The organism is Bradyrhizobium prioriisuperbiae, assembly GCF_032397745.1.
Lineage (GTDB): Bacteria > Pseudomonadota > Alphaproteobacteria > Rhizobiales > Xanthobacteraceae > Bradyrhizobium_A > Bradyrhizobium_A prioriisuperbiae.
Genome location: NZ_CP135921.1, coordinates 2,142,604 through 2,157,820 on the forward strand (window position 1 = coordinate 2,142,604; position 15,217 = coordinate 2,157,820).

The 15,217-nt window shown below is 64.0% G+C and carries 16 protein-coding genes; 2 read left to right on the forward strand and 14 right to left on the reverse strand.

The window, feature by feature from the left end; genetic code table 11:
* The first annotated feature begins 21 nt into the window (after positions 1-21).
* Complete coding sequence (gene trxA, locus RS897_RS09975; protein ID WP_315836402.1) at positions 22-342, forward strand: thioredoxin; 321 nt, start codon at positions 22-24, stop codon at positions 340-342.
* A gap of 120 nt (positions 343-462) precedes the next feature.
* Here the strand turns inward: trxA and RS897_RS09980 are convergent, their stop codons facing one another.
* From RS897_RS09980 to RS897_RS09990, 3 genes are all read right to left on the reverse strand, one after another.
* A complete protein-coding gene (locus RS897_RS09980; protein WP_315836403.1) occupies positions 463-1,065 on the reverse strand; it encodes a Fic/DOC family protein in 603 nt (200 codons plus the stop codon).
* Between the two features lie 50 nt (positions 1,066-1,115).
* The gene (locus RS897_RS09985) at positions 1,116-1,859 is read right to left on the reverse strand and encodes a metallophosphoesterase family protein (RefSeq protein ID WP_315836404.1); all 744 of its coding nucleotides are present in this window, start codon (positions 1,857-1,859) and stop codon (positions 1,116-1,118) included.
* A gap of 110 nt (positions 1,860-1,969) precedes the next feature.
* Positions 1,970-2,590, reverse strand: a complete 621-nt coding sequence (locus tag RS897_RS09990; protein WP_315836405.1) for a TetR/AcrR family transcriptional regulator — start codon at positions 2,588-2,590, stop codon at positions 1,970-1,972.
* 201 nt (positions 2,591-2,791) lie between these two features.
* On the opposite strand from RS897_RS09990, the gene RS897_RS09995 reads away from it, so the two are divergent.
* Positions 2,792-3,577 carry an alpha/beta fold hydrolase gene (locus RS897_RS09995; RefSeq protein ID WP_315836406.1) on the forward strand — a complete coding sequence of 262 codons (786 nt, stop codon included), beginning with the start codon at positions 2,792-2,794 and terminating at the stop codon, positions 3,575-3,577.
* 13 nt (positions 3,578-3,590) lie between these two features.
* Here RS897_RS09995 and RS897_RS10000 read toward each other — a convergent pair whose 3' ends face one another.
* From RS897_RS10000 to aroA, 11 genes are all read right to left on the reverse strand, one after another.
* Positions 3,591-4,934, reverse strand: coding sequence for a bifunctional folylpolyglutamate synthase/dihydrofolate synthase (locus RS897_RS10000; protein WP_315836407.1), 1,344 nt, complete (start codon positions 4,932-4,934; stop codon positions 3,591-3,593).
* Positions 4,931-5,863: an acetyl-CoA carboxylase, carboxyltransferase subunit beta gene (accD, locus tag RS897_RS10005; protein ID WP_315836408.1), complete on the reverse strand. Its 933-nt coding sequence runs from the start codon at positions 5,861-5,863 to the stop codon at positions 4,931-4,933. The genes RS897_RS10000 and accD overlap by 4 nt, the downstream gene beginning before the upstream one ends.
* Positions 5,864-5,933: 70 nt before the next feature.
* Positions 5,934-6,770 (reverse strand): tryptophan synthase subunit alpha, encoded by an 837-nt coding sequence (gene trpA / locus RS897_RS10010; protein ID WP_315836409.1) that lies wholly within the window; start codon positions 6,768-6,770, stop codon positions 5,934-5,936.
* A gap of 91 nt (positions 6,771-6,861) precedes the next feature.
* Positions 6,862-8,076 carry a tryptophan synthase subunit beta gene (gene trpB / locus RS897_RS10015; RefSeq protein WP_315836410.1) on the reverse strand — a complete coding sequence of 405 codons (1,215 nt, stop codon included), beginning with the start codon at positions 8,074-8,076 and terminating at the stop codon, positions 6,862-6,864.
* Complete coding sequence (locus tag RS897_RS10020) at positions 8,073-8,753, reverse strand: phosphoribosylanthranilate isomerase (protein ID WP_315836411.1); 681 nt, start codon at positions 8,751-8,753, stop codon at positions 8,073-8,075. The genes trpB and RS897_RS10020 overlap by 4 nt, the downstream gene beginning before the upstream one ends.
* A gap of 127 nt (positions 8,754-8,880) precedes the next feature.
* The gene (locus RS897_RS10025; RefSeq protein WP_407654459.1) at positions 8,881-9,237 is read right to left on the reverse strand and encodes a lipopolysaccharide assembly protein LapA domain-containing protein; all 357 of its coding nucleotides are present in this window, start codon (positions 9,235-9,237) and stop codon (positions 8,881-8,883) included.
* A 188-nt stretch (positions 9,238-9,425) separates the two neighbouring features.
* Positions 9,426-9,752: an integration host factor subunit beta gene (locus tag RS897_RS10030; protein WP_315836412.1), complete on the reverse strand. Its 327-nt coding sequence runs from the start codon at positions 9,750-9,752 to the stop codon at positions 9,426-9,428.
* A 173-nt stretch (positions 9,753-9,925) separates the two neighbouring features.
* Positions 9,926-10,906: a signal peptide peptidase SppA gene (sppA, locus tag RS897_RS10035; RefSeq protein WP_315836413.1), complete on the reverse strand. Its 981-nt coding sequence runs from the start codon at positions 10,904-10,906 to the stop codon at positions 9,926-9,928.
* A gap of 342 nt (positions 10,907-11,248) precedes the next feature.
* Complete coding sequence (rpsA, locus tag RS897_RS10040; RefSeq protein WP_315836414.1) at positions 11,249-12,955, reverse strand: 30S ribosomal protein S1; 1,707 nt, start codon at positions 12,953-12,955, stop codon at positions 11,249-11,251.
* A 264-nt stretch (positions 12,956-13,219) separates the two neighbouring features.
* Complete coding sequence (gene cmk / locus RS897_RS10045) at positions 13,220-13,858, reverse strand: (d)CMP kinase (protein ID WP_315836415.1); 639 nt, start codon at positions 13,856-13,858, stop codon at positions 13,220-13,222.
* Positions 13,855-15,195: a 3-phosphoshikimate 1-carboxyvinyltransferase gene (gene aroA, locus RS897_RS10050; RefSeq protein ID WP_315836416.1), complete on the reverse strand. Its 1,341-nt coding sequence runs from the start codon at positions 15,193-15,195 to the stop codon at positions 13,855-13,857. Before aroA ends, cmk begins: the two co-directional genes overlap by 4 nt.
* Between the last annotated feature and the right edge of the window lie 22 nt (positions 15,196-15,217).

Sequence of the window (15,217 nt, forward strand, 5' to 3'; positions counted from 1 at the left end):
CCCAGTTCAACGAGGCTCATCATGTCGGTCGGCAAGGTATCGGACGCCAATTTCGAAGCAGAGGTCCTGAAGGCGTCGGGACCGGTCGTGGTCGATTTCTGGGCCGAGTGGTGCGGTCCCTGCCGCATGATCGCTCCCGCGCTTGACGAGATCGCCGGCGTGATGGGCGAGAAGGTCAAGATCGTGAAGCTCAATGTCGACGAGAATCCGCAGACCGCCTCCAAGTATGGCGTGATGTCGATCCCGACTTTGATGATCTTCAAGGGCGGCGAGATGGCCTCGCGCCAGGTCGGCGCCGCGCCGAAGGCGAAGCTGCAGCAGTGGATCAACACCGCGGTCTGATCGCGCCTCGCATGTGATTACGAGACGGCCGGCCTCGCGCCGGCCGTTTTGTTTTTGATGATTGTTCTTCACGCAAATGGAACAGCAGACGTCGTCTAGCTCAGACAACGAGCTCCTCAATCAGCTCGCACAGGCGAGTCTCATCACCATCGCTTGCTGAGAGACCTTGATAGAAATTTGCGGCCTTGAGTTCGCCGAATAGCTTATTTGCCTGACTCTCTCGATATTTTCGGGAAAGCAAAACGGATTACCGCCCTTTGCGATGCGCACCGAGCGTGGCTTTCCCGCCCATTCGTAGACATCCTGAAACAGATGATGATGCACGGCACAGTAATGTGCAAAATCCAATTCACCGCCCGGCAACGGCTCAGTCGCACGCTGCGTGCTGATTTCCGCTTCGAAAGCATTCAAATCCGCGGCTTCGCGAAGATCCAGCTTGTTCCTTAAGACAGTGGAGCGGTCGTAAGTATAAGGATCATCGCTCGCATCGTACATCTGATCGGCGCTTAGCCCTTGCGATGCGCCCGAATGATGGTCTTGCGGGCGTCTTCGGCCGAAAGGCCCTTCGCCGTCGAATTTTCGGCCCGCCTGACCATCGCCGCCGACAAACGAATGCCTTCGACCGAGCTGATCTTGGTGAAGCTGTCCCGGCCAATCACGTAACCGGTTCGGCTTGCTTTTTCGGGCATCTTTTTCTGGTTCGGCATGATCGAAGCCTAGCATGAATTCAACGGCTTCGCCACACGTCCGAATCCTCGCACTTGCGCTGAAGCCTAACGTACCCAGCCGCTGCCGAGTGCGCGAACCCAGGTGCCGCGCCCCTTGCTCTGCGCTAGCGCGATCATGCGTGCGGGATCGTACGGCACATAACGGAACGTCACCTGCCAGCGGCCACTGCTGTTGTCGAGAATGGCGTAGCAGGGATCCGGCGTGCCGGTTTCCACCACATGCGGCACCGCGTGGGTCGGATCGGAGTAACCGGGGCAGCCGGCGCTGCCGGGATTGACGATCAAACGGCCATCGGGGAGGCGCACCACGCGTGGCAGATGGCTGTGTCCGCACAGGATCAGCGACTGCGAAATTCCTTCCGCAAATTTTTCGATCTGGGCCAGCGGCGCCAAGGCGACCGTGCCGTCCGGACGCGCGGTTTCGAGCCAGTAGGTTTCGTCGTGCACGGGCGTCGCGTGGCACAGAAAAACACTGTTGCGAAACACCTCTGTCATCGGCAGCGCGCGCAGCCAGTCGAGATGAACGCGCTCGAGCTGGCCGTGGACGTCGGCCTCCCACGGCCCCATGCCGTCGAGCGACAGGTCGGTCAGAAACCGATCGTGGTTGCCACGCACCGTCACCATGTCGCGCGCCATCAACAACTCGATGGTGCGCCGCGCCTCCAGCGGGCCGCTGGCGACATCGCCGAGATTGACGATGTCGGTGATGCCCTGCGCGTCGATGTCGGCAAGCACGGCCTCCAATGCATCACTGTTGCCGTGAATGTCGGCGATTGCGGCAAACTGCATTGGGAGGCCTTTCAAAACAGAGATAGGACAGCACGAAGATGGTTCGAAAAGATCATGCACAGCGGCGAAGATAAAGCACGATTGCGCGCCACGGCGGGCCTGCCGTTTGGTCAGCTCTCCGCAAGATGACGCGCGATCAACGCGACGGCTGAGCCGAGGAAATCCTGCTGGCTTAAGCCGGCGGGATCCTGGGCAACACTTGCGAGCAAGCTTTCGCCCGACATCGCCGCATGCATGTGGGCCGCGCTCAACAGAGCAATGGCGTATTGGGTATCAGACTTCGGCGGAGCCGGCCGCTTGGCTTTTCGCGCGGAGTCAATCCGCGCGCGATGAACGCGCTCGACCAGCGGCGCGAGCATGCCTGATCCCTTTGGCCGCCAGCCGGTGACGCTCAGCCAGAGGGCCAGCCTGGCGGCGCGTTCGTCCGCATAAGCGCGCTGAAACAGCCGGCCGAGCGCGGCAACGTCAATCTGATCGGGCGCCCAGCTTTCGATGGTTGCTTCAATGTCATCCACCAGCCGTCGCCCAATGCGACGCAGGAGGGCATCCATCAACGCTTCGCGCGTGCCGAAATGGTAGTGCACCGCCGCGTCGGTGATCCCCAGATCGGCGGCGATGCGCTGGATGCGCACGCCTTCGGGACCCTCGTCGTGCAGCCGCTGCTCCGCTGCATCCAGGATCGCAAACTTCGCCTCTTGCGGTGTTCGACGTTGTCGCGTGGTCATTGACATTCCTGCGTTGCTAACGCTTACTTAGGATACCCTAAGTAAGCGGATTGTCTATGGACGATTGGCATCCCGAGGCCCTGGCGCGAATAGCCGACCGGCTCGGCATTGCCTTGACCGACCTCACACCGCCGCACGCGCGGAGCTTCCGCGCGCGGGGCGGACCCCGCATTCACGCCCTCGATTGGGGGCGGCAACGGCCCTCCGGTGCTGCTGCTGCACGGCGGCGCGCTCACCGCGCACACCTGGGACTATGTCGCCCTTGCGCTGCGGGCGGATTTTCGAGTTTTTGCGATCGACCTGCGCGGTCACGGCGCCAGTGATTGGGCCGACGACTATTCAATACAAAGCTACGCGACCGACCTCTTGACCGCTCTCGACGGCCTCGGGATCGAACGCACCCACATCGTCGGCATGTCGCTGGGCGGGACGGTCGGGTGTGAATTCGCACTGCGCCACCCCGATCGCACCGAAAGCCTCGTCATGGTCGATGTGACCTCACGGCCCGTCTTCGCGGCAACGGCACGCATGCGCAGCTTCATGGCGGACTTTCCTGGCGCCGCGACAGTGACTGAGGTGGTTGAGATGGCGCTTGCGGTGAGTCCCAACAGCGATCGAGAACGCCTTCAGTATCGGATGCGTACCTTGCTGAAACGCGGCGAGGACGGGCGCCTCGTATGGAAGAGCGACCGCCGTCGTCCGTGGGATTATGACATGATCCTGAAACATCTCGCAGGTTTCGAGGCGCGTGTTCCCGGCATGGCCGCGCCGTTCCTGCTGGCCAGGGGTCGGGAAAGCCCCATTGTCACCGAAGACGCGGCGCGCGATTTCACCGCGCGTTTCCCCGACGGACGCTGGGTCAGCATCGCCGGCGCGCGCCACAACGTCCAGGAAGACAATCCGCGCGATCTGGCCGACGCGTTGAGAGCCTTCTGGGGCGGACGTCTGCAGAGCATGACACCGAAGGACACTCAATGTTGTGATGCGTCGTGATCCGCACGCGGCCCTATTTCGGCGGCGTGCCGTTCACCGCCAGCACATGGCCGGCGAGATAAAGCGAACCGGTGATCAGGATGCGCGGCGGCACTTCATAGGCGAGCCGCGCGATGACGCGCAGCGCCGCCTCGACACTGACAGCCGATTCCACCCGCATGCCGAGATGGCGGGCGGCATCGGTCAGCACGTCCACCGGCATCCCATTGTCCTGATCGGGGATCGCGACCGCGATGATGTGCCGGGTGAGACCTGCGAAATTCGCCAGGAAGCCGCGTGCATCCTTGTTGCCCATCATGCCGGCGATGACCACCAGCGGGCGCGAGACGCGCTCTTCCAGATCACCCAGTGCCGCAGCCACCACACGGCCGCCGTCGATGTTGTGGCCACCGTCCAGCCAGATCTCGCAATGGACCGGCGCCGCGGCCACCAGCGCGCCGGTGGTGAGCCGCTGCATGCGCGCCGGCCATTCCGCCCGTGCAATGCCGGCTTCGAACGCGGCGGGGTCGATCTTGAAGACATCGGTCGCGCGTAAAGCTGCGATGGCGAGCCCGGCATTGTCGAACTGATGGCGGCCGAACAGGCGCGGCGCGGAGAGATCAAGCAGGCCGCGCTCGTCCTGATAGACCAGACGGCCGCGCTCGACATTGACATGCCACTCCTGCCCCGCGGCGTGCAGCGGCGCGCGCGCCCGGCTGGCTTGGCTTTCGATCACGGCGGCAGCTTCCGGCCCTTGCTCGGCGCACACCACCGGTACACGTTTTTTGATGATGCCGGCTTTTTCGGCCGCTATCTTCAGCAGGGTGTCGCCGAGGAAATCCTGGTGATCGATCCCGATCGGGGTAATGACGCTGACCGCAGGCGCCTCGATCACATTGGTGGCGTCGAGACGACCGCCAAGGCCGACTTCCAGCAGCACTGCATCGGCGGGATGCTGCGCGAACAGTGTCAGCGCCGCCGCTGTTTCCATCTCGAAAATGGTGATGGGATCACCGCCGTTGACCTCTTCGCAATGCGCCAGCGCCGCCCGCAATTGATCGTCGGTCACCAGCACGCCGCCGCCGACCTGCCCAAGGCGAAAGCGCTCATTGATCCGCACCAGATGCGGCGAGGTGTAGACATGCACGCGCAAGCCAGCGGCTTCAAGGATCGCGCGCAAATAGGCGACGGTCGATCCCTTGCCGTTGGTCCCGGCCACATGGATAACCGGCGGCAGCTTGCGCTCCGGATGATCCAGGCGTTCGAGAATCCGCAGCATCCGGTCCAGCGTCAGATCGATCCGCTTGGGATGCAACGCAGACAGCCGCGCCAGGATCTCGTCGAGAGCAGGCAGCGGTTTTGCCGCGGGAGCACTCACGCGGGCGGCGCGGCGATGACGGCCGGATCCGGCGGCGGCAACGCATCCGCGGGTGCGGACTTTGGCGCTTGGACCTCGACAGCCGGCGCCTTCATCAGCAGGCGACAGAGCCGCGCCAGTGTCGGGCGCAGCTCGTGACGGTGCACGACCATGTCGATCATGCCATGGTCCTTCAGATATTCCGCGCGTTGAAACCCTTCGGGGAGCTTTTCGCGAATGGTCTGCTCGATGACCCGCGCGCCGGCAAAACCGATCAGGGCACCGGGCTCGGCGATCTGCACGTCGCCAAGCATGGCGTACGACGCCGTGACACCACCGGTGGTCGGATTGGTGAGCACGACGATATAGGGCAGCTTGGCCTCGCGCAGGATCTGCACCGCGACCGTGGTGCGTGGCAGCTGCATCAGCGACAGGATGCCTTCCTGCATCCGCGCGCCACCGGAGGCGGCGAACACGATGCAGGGCGAGCGCTTCTCCACCGCGAGCTCGAGGCCCTTGACGATGGCTTCGCCCGCGGCCATGCCGAGCGAGCCGCCCATGAAATCGAAATCCTGCACCACGACCACGGCCGGCGCGCCTTCCAGCTTGCCGTAACCGACCTTCACGGAATCGTTCAGGTTGGTCTTAGCGCGGGCGTCCTTGATGCGATCGACGTACTTGCGCTCATCACGGAATTTCAGCGGATCGGGCGTGACATCGGGCACCGCCACGTCGAACCAGGTTTCGTTGTCGAAGATCGACTTCAGCCGCGCCACCGCGCCCATGCGCATGTGGTAGTTCGAGCCGGGAATGACGAACTGGTTGCTCTCGACATCCTTGTAGAACACCAGCTGCCCGGAATCCGGGCACTTGATCCAGAGATTCTCCGGCGTCTCGCGGCGCAGGATGCTGCGGATCTTCGGACGGACGACGTTGGTGATCCAGTTCATGGTGCAACCTCCATCACCGCATTGATGTGCGGTTTGGGCGCCCCCGCGACAAGGGGGCAGGGGTAAAAAGCTATTCGGCGGCCTGTTTGGCGCCGCGCACGCCATGTGCGAGCGCCGCGGTCAGATCGGCCACCGCCTTCACCGTGCTGGCCGTGGCCCGGCCCTCGCTATCGAGGCTGCCACGCACCGCGTCGACCAGCGCGGTACCGACCACCACACCGTCGGCATGGCTTGCGATCGCACGCGCCGCCTCCGGTGTCCTGATGCCGAAACCGACGCAGACCGGCAAAGCGGTATGGCGCTTGATCCGCGCCACCGCCTGGCCGACAGCCGTGCTGTCGGCGCTTGCGCTGCCGGTGATGCCGGTGATCGAGACGTAATAGACAAAGCCCGAGGTGTTGGCGAGCACGGCCGGCAGGCGCTTATCATCGGTGGTCGGCGTCGCCAGGCGGATGAAGTTCAGCCCGGCCTTGAGGGCGGGGATGCAGAGCTCCTCATCCTCTTCCGGCGGCATGTCGACCAGGATCAGGCCGTCGACGCCGGCGGACTTCGCATCGATCAGGAATTTGTCGACGCCATAGATGTAGATCGGATTGTAGTAACCCATCAGCACCACCGGCGTGGCGTTGTCATCCTTGCGGAAGGTGCTGACAACATCGAGGGTTTTCTTCAGCGTGGTGCCAGCCTTCAGCGCGCGCAGGCCAGCGGCCTGAATCGCCGGACCGTCGGCCATCGGATCGGTGAACGGCATGCCGATTTCGATGACGTCGGCGCCGGCCTTGGGCAACGCCTTGATGATCTCAAGCGAGGTCGCAATGTCGGGGTCGCCGCACATCACGAAGGTGACGAAGGCCGCGCGGCCCTCGCGCTTCAGGTCGGCAAAACGGGTATCGATGCGCGTGGTCATGATGCGGCGTTCGTTGTGCTGTACCTCTCCTCATCGGGGAGAGGTCGGCTGCGCAGCAGCCGGGTGAAAAGGGAAGAGCGGAGCGCGACCGTCACTTGCGGCCTTTCAGAATTTCGGCGACTTGCGGGATGTCCTTGTCGCCGCGGCCGGACAAATTCACCACCATCAGGTGATCCTTCGGCCGCTTCGGCGCGAGCTCCATCACCTTGGCGATGGCATGGGCCGACTCCAGCGCCGGAATGATGCCTTCGAGTTTCGACAACAGCTGGAACGCCGAGAGCGCTTCCTCGTCGGTCGCCGAGAGGTAAGTGACACGGCCGGTCTCATGCAGCCATGAATGCTCCGGCCCGATGCCGGGATAATCCAGACCGGCGGAGATCGAGTGCGCTTCCTGGATCTGGCCGTCGTCGTCCATCAAGAGATAAGTGCGATTGCCATGCAGCACGCCAGGCCGGCCGCCGGCAATCGAGGCGGCATGCAGCTGCGTCAGGCCATGGCCGGCCGCTTCCACGCCGAAGATCTCGACGCTGGCATCGTCCAGGAACGGATGAAACAGGCCCATGGCGTTGGAGCCGCCGCCGATACAGGCGATCAGCGAATCGGGCAGCCGACCTTCAGCCGCCTGCATCTGGGTGCGCGTCTCGTCGCCGATGATCGACTGGAAGTCGCGCACCATCATCGGATACGGATGCGGCCCGGCAATCGTGCCGATGCAATAGAAGGTGTCGGAAACGTTGGTCACCCAGTCGCGCAGCGCCTCGTTCATGGCGTCCTTCAGGGTGCGCGAACCGGACTGCACCGGGACCACCTTGGCGCCGAGCGTCTCCATGCGGAACACGTTCGGCTCCTGCCGCGCGACGTCGACGGCGCCCATGTACACCACGCAATCCAGGCCGAACCGCGCGCACAGCGTCGCAGTAGCGACACCGTGCTGGCCGGCGCCGGTCTCGGCAATGATACGCGGCTTGCGCATCCGCCGCGCCAGCATGATCTGGCCCAGCACATTGTTGACCTTATGCGAGCCGGTGTGGTTGAGCTCCTCGCGCTTGAAATAGATCTTGGCGCCGCCGAGATGTTCGGTCAGCCGCTCGGCGAAATACAGCGGCGACGGCCGTCCGACATAATCCCTGAGATGGCCGTCCATCTCGCGCCGGAAGGCCGGATCGGCCTTGGCATCCGCATAAGCCTTTTCCAGATCGAGGATCAGCGGCATCAGCGTTTCGGCGACAAAGCGTCCGCCGAACTGGCCGAAATGCCCGTGCTCGTCGGGACCGCTGCGGAAGGAATTCGGTAACGGCAGATTCATGCGCGGCTCGCAGTCAGGGTTGGCTCGGAGGTGGCGGCCGCGGCACGCGCGGCGCTGATGAAGGCGCGGATCTTCTCGATGTCTTTGACGCCCGGCGCGCGCTCCACGCCCGACGACACATCGACGCCACCGGCGCCGGTGAAGCGCAGCGCCTCGGCGACATTGCCGGCATCGAGCCCGCCCGACACCATGAACGGAATCTTGAGATCGAGGCGCTCGAGCAGATGCCAGTCGAACGGTTTGCCAAGTCCGCCGGGACGAGTTGCATCCTTTGGCGCCCGCGCATCGAACAGGATACGATCGGCGACCGACGCGTAGCCCGGCAGCGCGGCGAGATCGGTCGAGGTCTCGACCGGGATCGCCTTCATCACCGGCAGGCCGAACTTCTGCTTGATGTCACGCAGGCGCGCCACGCTCTCGTTGCCGTGCAGCTGCAGGATCTGCGGCTGCAGCGCGTCGATGGCATTGGCGAGCGCCGCATCGTCGGCGTCGACCGACAACGCCACCTTGACGGCACGCCCCCTCGCCTGCCTGCCCAATTCGCGGGCAGTTGCCAGATCGATGTTGCGGGGCGACGGCGCGAAGAACACGAATCCCACCATATCCGCGCCCGCCGCGAGCGCCGCTTCGAGCGTCTCGGAGGTGGACAGACCACAGATTTTGACAAGCAGGGACATCGCTGAAAACAGGTTTCCGGACAGATGGTTCGGGCCGATCGACGGGGCGGGTTCTACAACGTTGCGCCGGCCTTGTCTCGCAGAGATCGCCGGCATGTCCGGGGCAGAACCGCCGCCGGTTTCGGCCCTATCTCGCGCGGTGCAGCAGCGCCGGGACCTGGTCCGGAACGCTGCGGGCCGGCGCCCGGCTGGCACGCAGATCGTCGAGCTGCAGGCGGGCCGTGCGGGCCTCCGCCTCGTGCTGGCGCGCCGCACGCCGCCAGCGACGCTGCCGGAACCAGGTGGCCGCACCGCCCGCCACCACGCCGAAGATCGCAACAAGAATGATCACCACGAACAGCGGCAGGGTCACCGAGACCGAGGGGGCGCTGGTGTTAAATGGATCGAACGACACCGTCACCAAATGGCGGTTGGCGACCGCGAACACCACGAAGATCACCGCAAGCGGGATCAGCACCAGAGCGTTGACGAATTTTCGCAGCATGATCCCTCGCGCACGATGATCGAAACGGTCCGGATCAACCTAGCACCGAACCTGCCACCGCAGGAGCACAACCAAGTGCACGACCCAGTGAAGCGCAAGACCCGATGACAAGGCCCGGTGAAGCGTCGGCCTTGTCCATGAGCCCACATAACAGACGGCCCACATACCGAGCTGGCTGTGGGCCGACCTTAAATGGATCCGGCCGGCTCCGGCGTGACGACGCTCTCGCCGTTCAGCTCCCGATTGAGCCGCTCGCGCATTTCCTTGCCGGTCTTGAAGAACGGGACGCTCTTCTGATCGACCGGCACATGCTCGCCGGTGCGCGGGTTGCGGCCGGCGCGCGCGGGGCGATGCTTGACTGAGAATGCACCGAAGCCACGCAGCTCGACACGATCGCCGCGCGCGAGAGCGGCGACAATTTCGTCGAGGATCGCGTTCACGATATTCTCCACGTCCCGCTGATAGAGATGCGGATTGTGCTCGGCGATGCGCTGAACGAGTTCAGATTTAATCATCGACACCGGTGTCCATGGATCATGCGAGCTACCATTTCTGTGAAAAGGCAAGGAACTGTCAAGACGTTAATTGCTTTTGCGACACCGCGAAACTGCGTGACAAATGCCCAAAAGGCGGCCTGTCCCAGCCTTCGTCGTTTGCTGCGGCGCGCTGGAACCGGGATTCACGGCGGTCATTGCGAGGCCGCCGGTTGCCAGAGCGCGAGCATGCCGTCGAGACTGACGCGGTCCACGGCCTGGAAAACACCCGACTGCTCGAGCCGCCGCGCCATCGCGGACAGACCGACCGCATCGAGCGTCAACGACGTTGCCGCCCGCAAGAACGTCATGTCGCTGAGACCAGGCGTCAGCTTGAAATCGCGGACCGGCGCATCGGCAGGGATTTTCTTCTCCGTGACCAGCCAGGCGATCGCGGTTTTTTCGTCACCAATCTGGTCGATCAGTTTCAGGCCGACCGCCTGATGGCCGGTGAAGACGCGGCCATCGGCCACAGTCTGCAGGGTGTCGTCATCCATCTTGCGGCGATCTTTGACCAGGTTGCGGAACCAGGCGTAGGAATCCTTCACCAGCATCTCAAGCGCGGCTCGCGCCTCGGGGCTGGTCGGCTCGAACCCGTTGGGCGCAGCCTTCAGCGGCGACGATTTCACCTCTTCGACCTTGACACCGACAGTCTTGAGGACTTCTGAAAAGTTGGGGAACTGAAACAGCACGCCGATCGAACCGACCAGTGACGTCTGCTGCGCGATGATGTGGTCCGACGCCAGCGCGGTGATATAGGCGCCCGAGGCCGCCAGTCCATCGACCACCACCACCAGCGGCTTTTTCGCCTTCAGCCGCACCAGTGCATCATACAGCTGCTCGGAGCCAGCGGTGGTGCCGCCGGGGGAATTGAGGTGAACGATCACCGCGGAGGCGGATGATTTCTCCAGGCGCTCCAGCGCCTCGACACGATCCCGATTGCTCTGGATCAGGCCCTCGATGGTCACCCGTGCAATCGCATTGCGTCCGGTCAGCGCATTGCGCCCGGCCGGCGTCAGCACCACGGCAATCACCACGATGGCGACAATCGCCGCCACAGTCGCAAGCACGCGCCAGAACGTCAGCTTCCGGCGGATCCGGCGGCGGTCGACGATCGCATCGGGTTCGTATGACATCGGATCTCTCCTGAGCTTCCGCCACGCGCCAAGGTCATGTCGGCGTGGCGTTGAAATGCCGTAACCTGATTTGATCAATTGCAACGCAATATGAAAAAACCATGGTGGTGCGGGCATTTCCGCAACACCGGCCCACACATATCGTTTCAGTAGAGCATTTTCCGGCGAGGGGAAACCCGCCCCGGATGGGGTGCGTGCGCCCGCGGCATCCGGCGAATCGATCGATGCGTTTGCATGATCCGGCGCCACGTGCGGCGCGGCTCCTGATCCCAAACCCGGCTCGATAAAAAAAGGGCCCCGGCGATGCCGGAGCCCTTTCACGTAAGGGATAACCCTTATGTCTTACTTGTCGCCACGCTGCTTGAGCGCGGTGCCGAGGATGTCGCCCAGCGTCGCACCCGAATCCGACGATCCGTACTGCGCGATGGCTTCCTTTTCTTCGGCCACTTCCAGCGACTTGATCGACACCTGGACCTTGCGGGCCTTCTTGTCGAACTGGATGACGCGGGCATCGACCTTCTCGCCGACCGCGAAACGCTCCGAGCGCTGCTCGGACCGATCACGCGCCAGCTCCGAGCGCTTGATGAAGGTGTTGAAGTCGGTGCCGACGATCTGCACGTCGATGCCGCCTTCCTTCACGTCCAGCACTTCGCAAGTGACGACAGCGCCCTTCTTGACATCGCCCGGCTCGGCGAAGGGATCGCCTTCGAGCTGCTTGATGCCGAGCGAGATGCGCTCCTTCTCCACATCGACGTCGAGCACCACGGCCTTGACCATGTCGCCCTTCTTGAAGTTGTCGATGACCTGCTCGCCCGGAAGCTTCCAGTCGAGGTCGGAGAGATGCACCATGCCGTCCACGTCGCCGTCGAGGCCGAGGAACAGACCGAACTCGGTCTTGTTCTTGACTTCGCCTTCGACAGTGGCGCCGACCGGATACTTCTCGACGAAGGTCTCCCACGGATTGCGCATGGTCTGCTTGAGACCGAGCGAAATGCGGCGCTTCGACGAATCGACTTCGAGAACCTGCACTTCGACTTCCTGCGAGGTCGACACGATCTTGCCGGGGTGCATGTTCTTCTTGGTCCACGACATCTCGGAGACGTGGATCAGGCCTTCGATGCCGGGCTCGAGCTCGACGAACGCGCCGTAGTCGGTGATGTTGGTGACGCGGCCGGTGAAGCGCGAGTTCAGCGGATACTTGGCCTCGATGCCCTGCCACGGATCGTCCAGCAGCTGCTTCATGCCGAGCGAAATGCGGTGGGTCTCGTGGTTGATCTTGATGATCTTCACCTTGACCGTCTGACCGATGGTCAGCACTTCGGTCGGGTGATTGACGCGACGCCACGCGATGTCGGTGACGTGCAGCAGGCCGTCGATGCCGCCGAGATCAACGAACGCACCGTAATCGGTGATGTTCTTGACCACGCCGTCAATGACCTGACCCTCTTCGAGGTTCTGCACCAGCTCCTGGCGCTGCTCGGCGCGGGTCTCTTCGAGAACCGTGCGGCGCGACACCACGATGTTGCCGCGGCGGCGGTCCATCTTGAGGATCTGGAACGGCTGCGAATTGTTCATCAGCGGGCCGACGTCGCGGATCGGACGGATGTCCACCTGCGAGCGCGGCAGGAAGGCGACTGCGCCGTCGAGGTCGACGGTGAAGCCACCCTTGACCTGATTGAAGATGACGCCGTTGACCTTTTCGTTGTTCTGGAAGGCCTTCTCGAGCTTGCCCCAGCTCTCTTCGCGACGGGCCTTGTCGCGGGACAGCACGGCTTCGCCGAGTGCATTTTCGATCCGGTCGAGGAACACTTCGACCTCGTCACCCACCTTGAGGGTGCTGTCGCGGCCGGGGCCGGCGAACTCACGAAGCGCCACGCGGCCTTCGGTCTTCAGGCCGACGTCGATGACGGCCATGTCCTTCTCGATGGCGACGACCTTGCCCTTGATGACAGAGCTTTCCTGCAGGTTGCCACCGCCGAAGCTCTCGTCGAGCATTGCGGCGAAATCGTCACGAGACGGATTGTAGGAGGTAGCGGTAGATGCAGCCATTTGTTCTCCAGATGCGGTGTCTTGCCGGCAGTTCGGGGTTAAGGGCGCATCACGCGTGAAGGGCCGGGGTCCGCAACCCCGACAACCGTCCTGCAAACCTCCAGCGAGGAAACCCTCAAACGAAGGATCAGCAAAAACGGGCCGGCAGAATGCCTGCACGAACGATGCGATGGTTATCTTGTCCGGGGTTCTTCAGGTGAAACGCACCTGAGGCCAATCGGGCCAGAGACCGGGAGCGGGCATTCCTCCAATGACGGCAGGGAGTTAGACCCTGGACCGGCCCGCTCGGACAGCCTCGACAATTGCGATGGCGGCCCGGACGCCGCCTTCTATATCCAAATGCGAATTATCGAGCAAGACCGCATCGGTGGCTTGTTTTAAAGGGGCCGCGGCCCGGTTCCGGTCGCGTTCATCGCGGCTGAGGATATCGGCAAGGATCAGCGCCTCGTCGGCAGGCTCTCCTCGGGCCTCCGCTTCCAGGGTGCGGCGGCGGGCCCGGATTTCGGGGGCCGCGACCACGAAAATCTTCACATCGGCGTCGGGGCAGATCACGGTTCCAATATCGCGGCCGTCCAGCACCGCCCCCGGTGCCCCGGCGGCGAACTGCCGCTGAAAATCGACCAGCGCCTGGCGCACGGCCGGGATCGCCGACACCACCGACGCGGCTCCGCCCACGGCTTGGCTCTTCAGGGCCGGATCGCCAAAGGTCTCCGGATCGAGCGCCTGGGCGGCAGCCACCGCGCGGGCCTCGTCGGTCAGTTCGAAACCGGCGTCCAGCAGCGCCTTGGCCACCGCACGATAGATCACCCCGGTGTCGAGATGGCGGTAGCCGTAATGCGCCGCAAGCCGCTTGCCGAGCGTGCCCTTGCCCGAGGCGGCCGGTCCGTCGATGGCGATGATCATGCGATCTCCGCGCCGAGCCGCCGCATCATCGGCACGAAATCCGGGAAGCTGGTGGCAATGAAGCTGGAATCGTCGATCTTGACCGGCGCGTCGGAGGCGAGGCCCATCACCAGCGCCGACATCGCGATGCGATGGTCCATGTGGGTGGCGACCAGACCGCCGCCGGGCACATGGCCGCGACCCTCGACAATCAGATCGTCGCCGGAGATCTCCACTTTCACGCCGTTGACGCGCAGCATGGCGGCCGTCGCCTCAAGCCGATCGGATTCCTTGACCCGCAGTTCCTGCAGGCCGCGCATGATGGTGGTGCCTTCGGCGTAAGCCGCCGCCACCGCAAGCACCAGATACTCGTCGATCATCGACGGCGCGCGCTCCGGTGGCACGGTGACGCCGCGCAGCTTAGATCCGCGCACCCGCAATTGCGCCATCGGCTCGCCGGCATCGCCGCGCAGATGGCTCTCTTCAATGAAAGCGCCCATTTCCTTGAGAGTCGTGAAAAGCCCTGTGCGCAGGGGGTTTGTCATCACATCGGTGAGCACGATGTCGGAATTCTCCACCACCAGTGCGGCCACGATCGGAAACGCGGCCGACGACGGATCGGCCGGCACCACCACCTGCGCGCCGACAAGCTCCGGCTGCCCCTGCAGCGCGATCTTGCGGCCGTGGACGCCTTCCTTCTCCGAAACGACCTGCGCGCCGAAATGCTTGAGCATCAATTCAGTGTGGTCGCGGCTCGCCTCCGCCTCGATCACGGTGGTGACGCCCGGCGCCGAGAGACCCGCGAGCAGCACCGCCGACTTGATCTGCGCCGACGCAACCGGCGTGCGGTACAGGATCGGCAGCGGATCGCGCGCGCCCTGCAGTGTCATCGGCAGCCGTCCACCCTCGGCTGAGCTGGTGGCCTTGGCGCCCATCAGTTCGAGCGGATCGAGAATCCGCCGCATCGGCCGGCCGCGGAGCGACGCGTCGCCGTCGAAGGTCGCCGTAACAGGGCAACCGGCAACCGCACCCATCACCAGCCGGCAGCCGGTGCCGGAATTGCCGAAGTCGAGTGGCTTGTCGGGCGCCGCAAATCCGGCCACGCCGACACCGCGGACCGACCAGGCGGTCTCGCCGGTGCGCTCCACCTTGGCGCCCAGGGCCTGCATGGCCTTGGCGGTATTGAGGACATCTTCGCCCTCGAGCAGCCCGGTGATGCGGGTTTCCCCGACCGCCAGGGCCCCCAAGATCAGGGCGCGGTGGGAAATCGACTTGTCGCCGGGGACGCGCACTTGCCCGGTGAGGGCAGAACTGGCGCTGGCCTGCAGCGGGCGGGCGGGCGAGCTGGAATGTGTCAAGATCGTGGTCCCTGAGCGTGGT

Excerpts from the sequence above, each read along its gene's own strand:
- trxA (WP_315836402.1), top strand. The coding sequence starts at position 22 with ATGTCGGTCGGCAAGGTATCGGACGCCAATTTCGAAGCAGAGGTCCTG.
- RS897_RS09980 (WP_315836403.1), bottom strand. The coding sequence starts at position 1,065 with ATGCTAGGCTTCGATCATGCCGAACCAGAAAAAGATGCCCGAAAAAGC.
- RS897_RS09985 (WP_315836404.1), bottom strand. The coding sequence starts at position 1,859 with ATGCAGTTTGCCGCAATCGCCGACATTCACGGCAACAGTGATGCATTG.
- RS897_RS09990 (WP_315836405.1), bottom strand. The coding sequence starts at position 2,590 with ATGTCAATGACCACGCGACAACGTCGAACACCGCAAGAGGCGAAGTTT.
- accD (WP_315836408.1), bottom strand. The coding sequence starts at position 5,863 with ATGAACTGGATCACCAACGTCGTCCGTCCGAAGATCCGCAGCATCCTG.
- trpA (WP_315836409.1), bottom strand. The coding sequence starts at position 6,770 with ATGACCACGCGCATCGATACCCGTTTTGCCGACCTGAAGCGCGAGGGC.
- trpB (WP_315836410.1), bottom strand. The coding sequence starts at position 8,076 with ATGAATCTGCCGTTACCGAATTCCTTCCGCAGCGGTCCCGACGAGCAC.
- RS897_RS10020 (WP_315836411.1), bottom strand. The coding sequence starts at position 8,753 with ATGTCCCTGCTTGTCAAAATCTGTGGTCTGTCCACCTCCGAGACGCTC.
- RS897_RS10025 (WP_407654459.1), bottom strand. The coding sequence starts at position 9,237 with ATGCTGCGAAAATTCGTCAACGCTCTGGTGCTGATCCCGCTTGCGGTG.
- RS897_RS10030 (WP_315836412.1), bottom strand. The coding sequence starts at position 9,752 with ATGATTAAATCTGAACTCGTTCAGCGCATCGCCGAGCACAATCCGCAT.
- sppA (WP_315836413.1), bottom strand. The coding sequence starts at position 10,906 with ATGTCATACGAACCCGATGCGATCGTCGACCGCCGCCGGATCCGCCGG.
- rpsA (WP_315836414.1), bottom strand. The coding sequence starts at position 12,955 with ATGGCTGCATCTACCGCTACCTCCTACAATCCGTCTCGTGACGATTTC.
- cmk (WP_315836415.1), bottom strand. The coding sequence starts at position 13,858 with ATGATCATCGCCATCGACGGACCGGCCGCCTCGGGCAAGGGCACGCTC.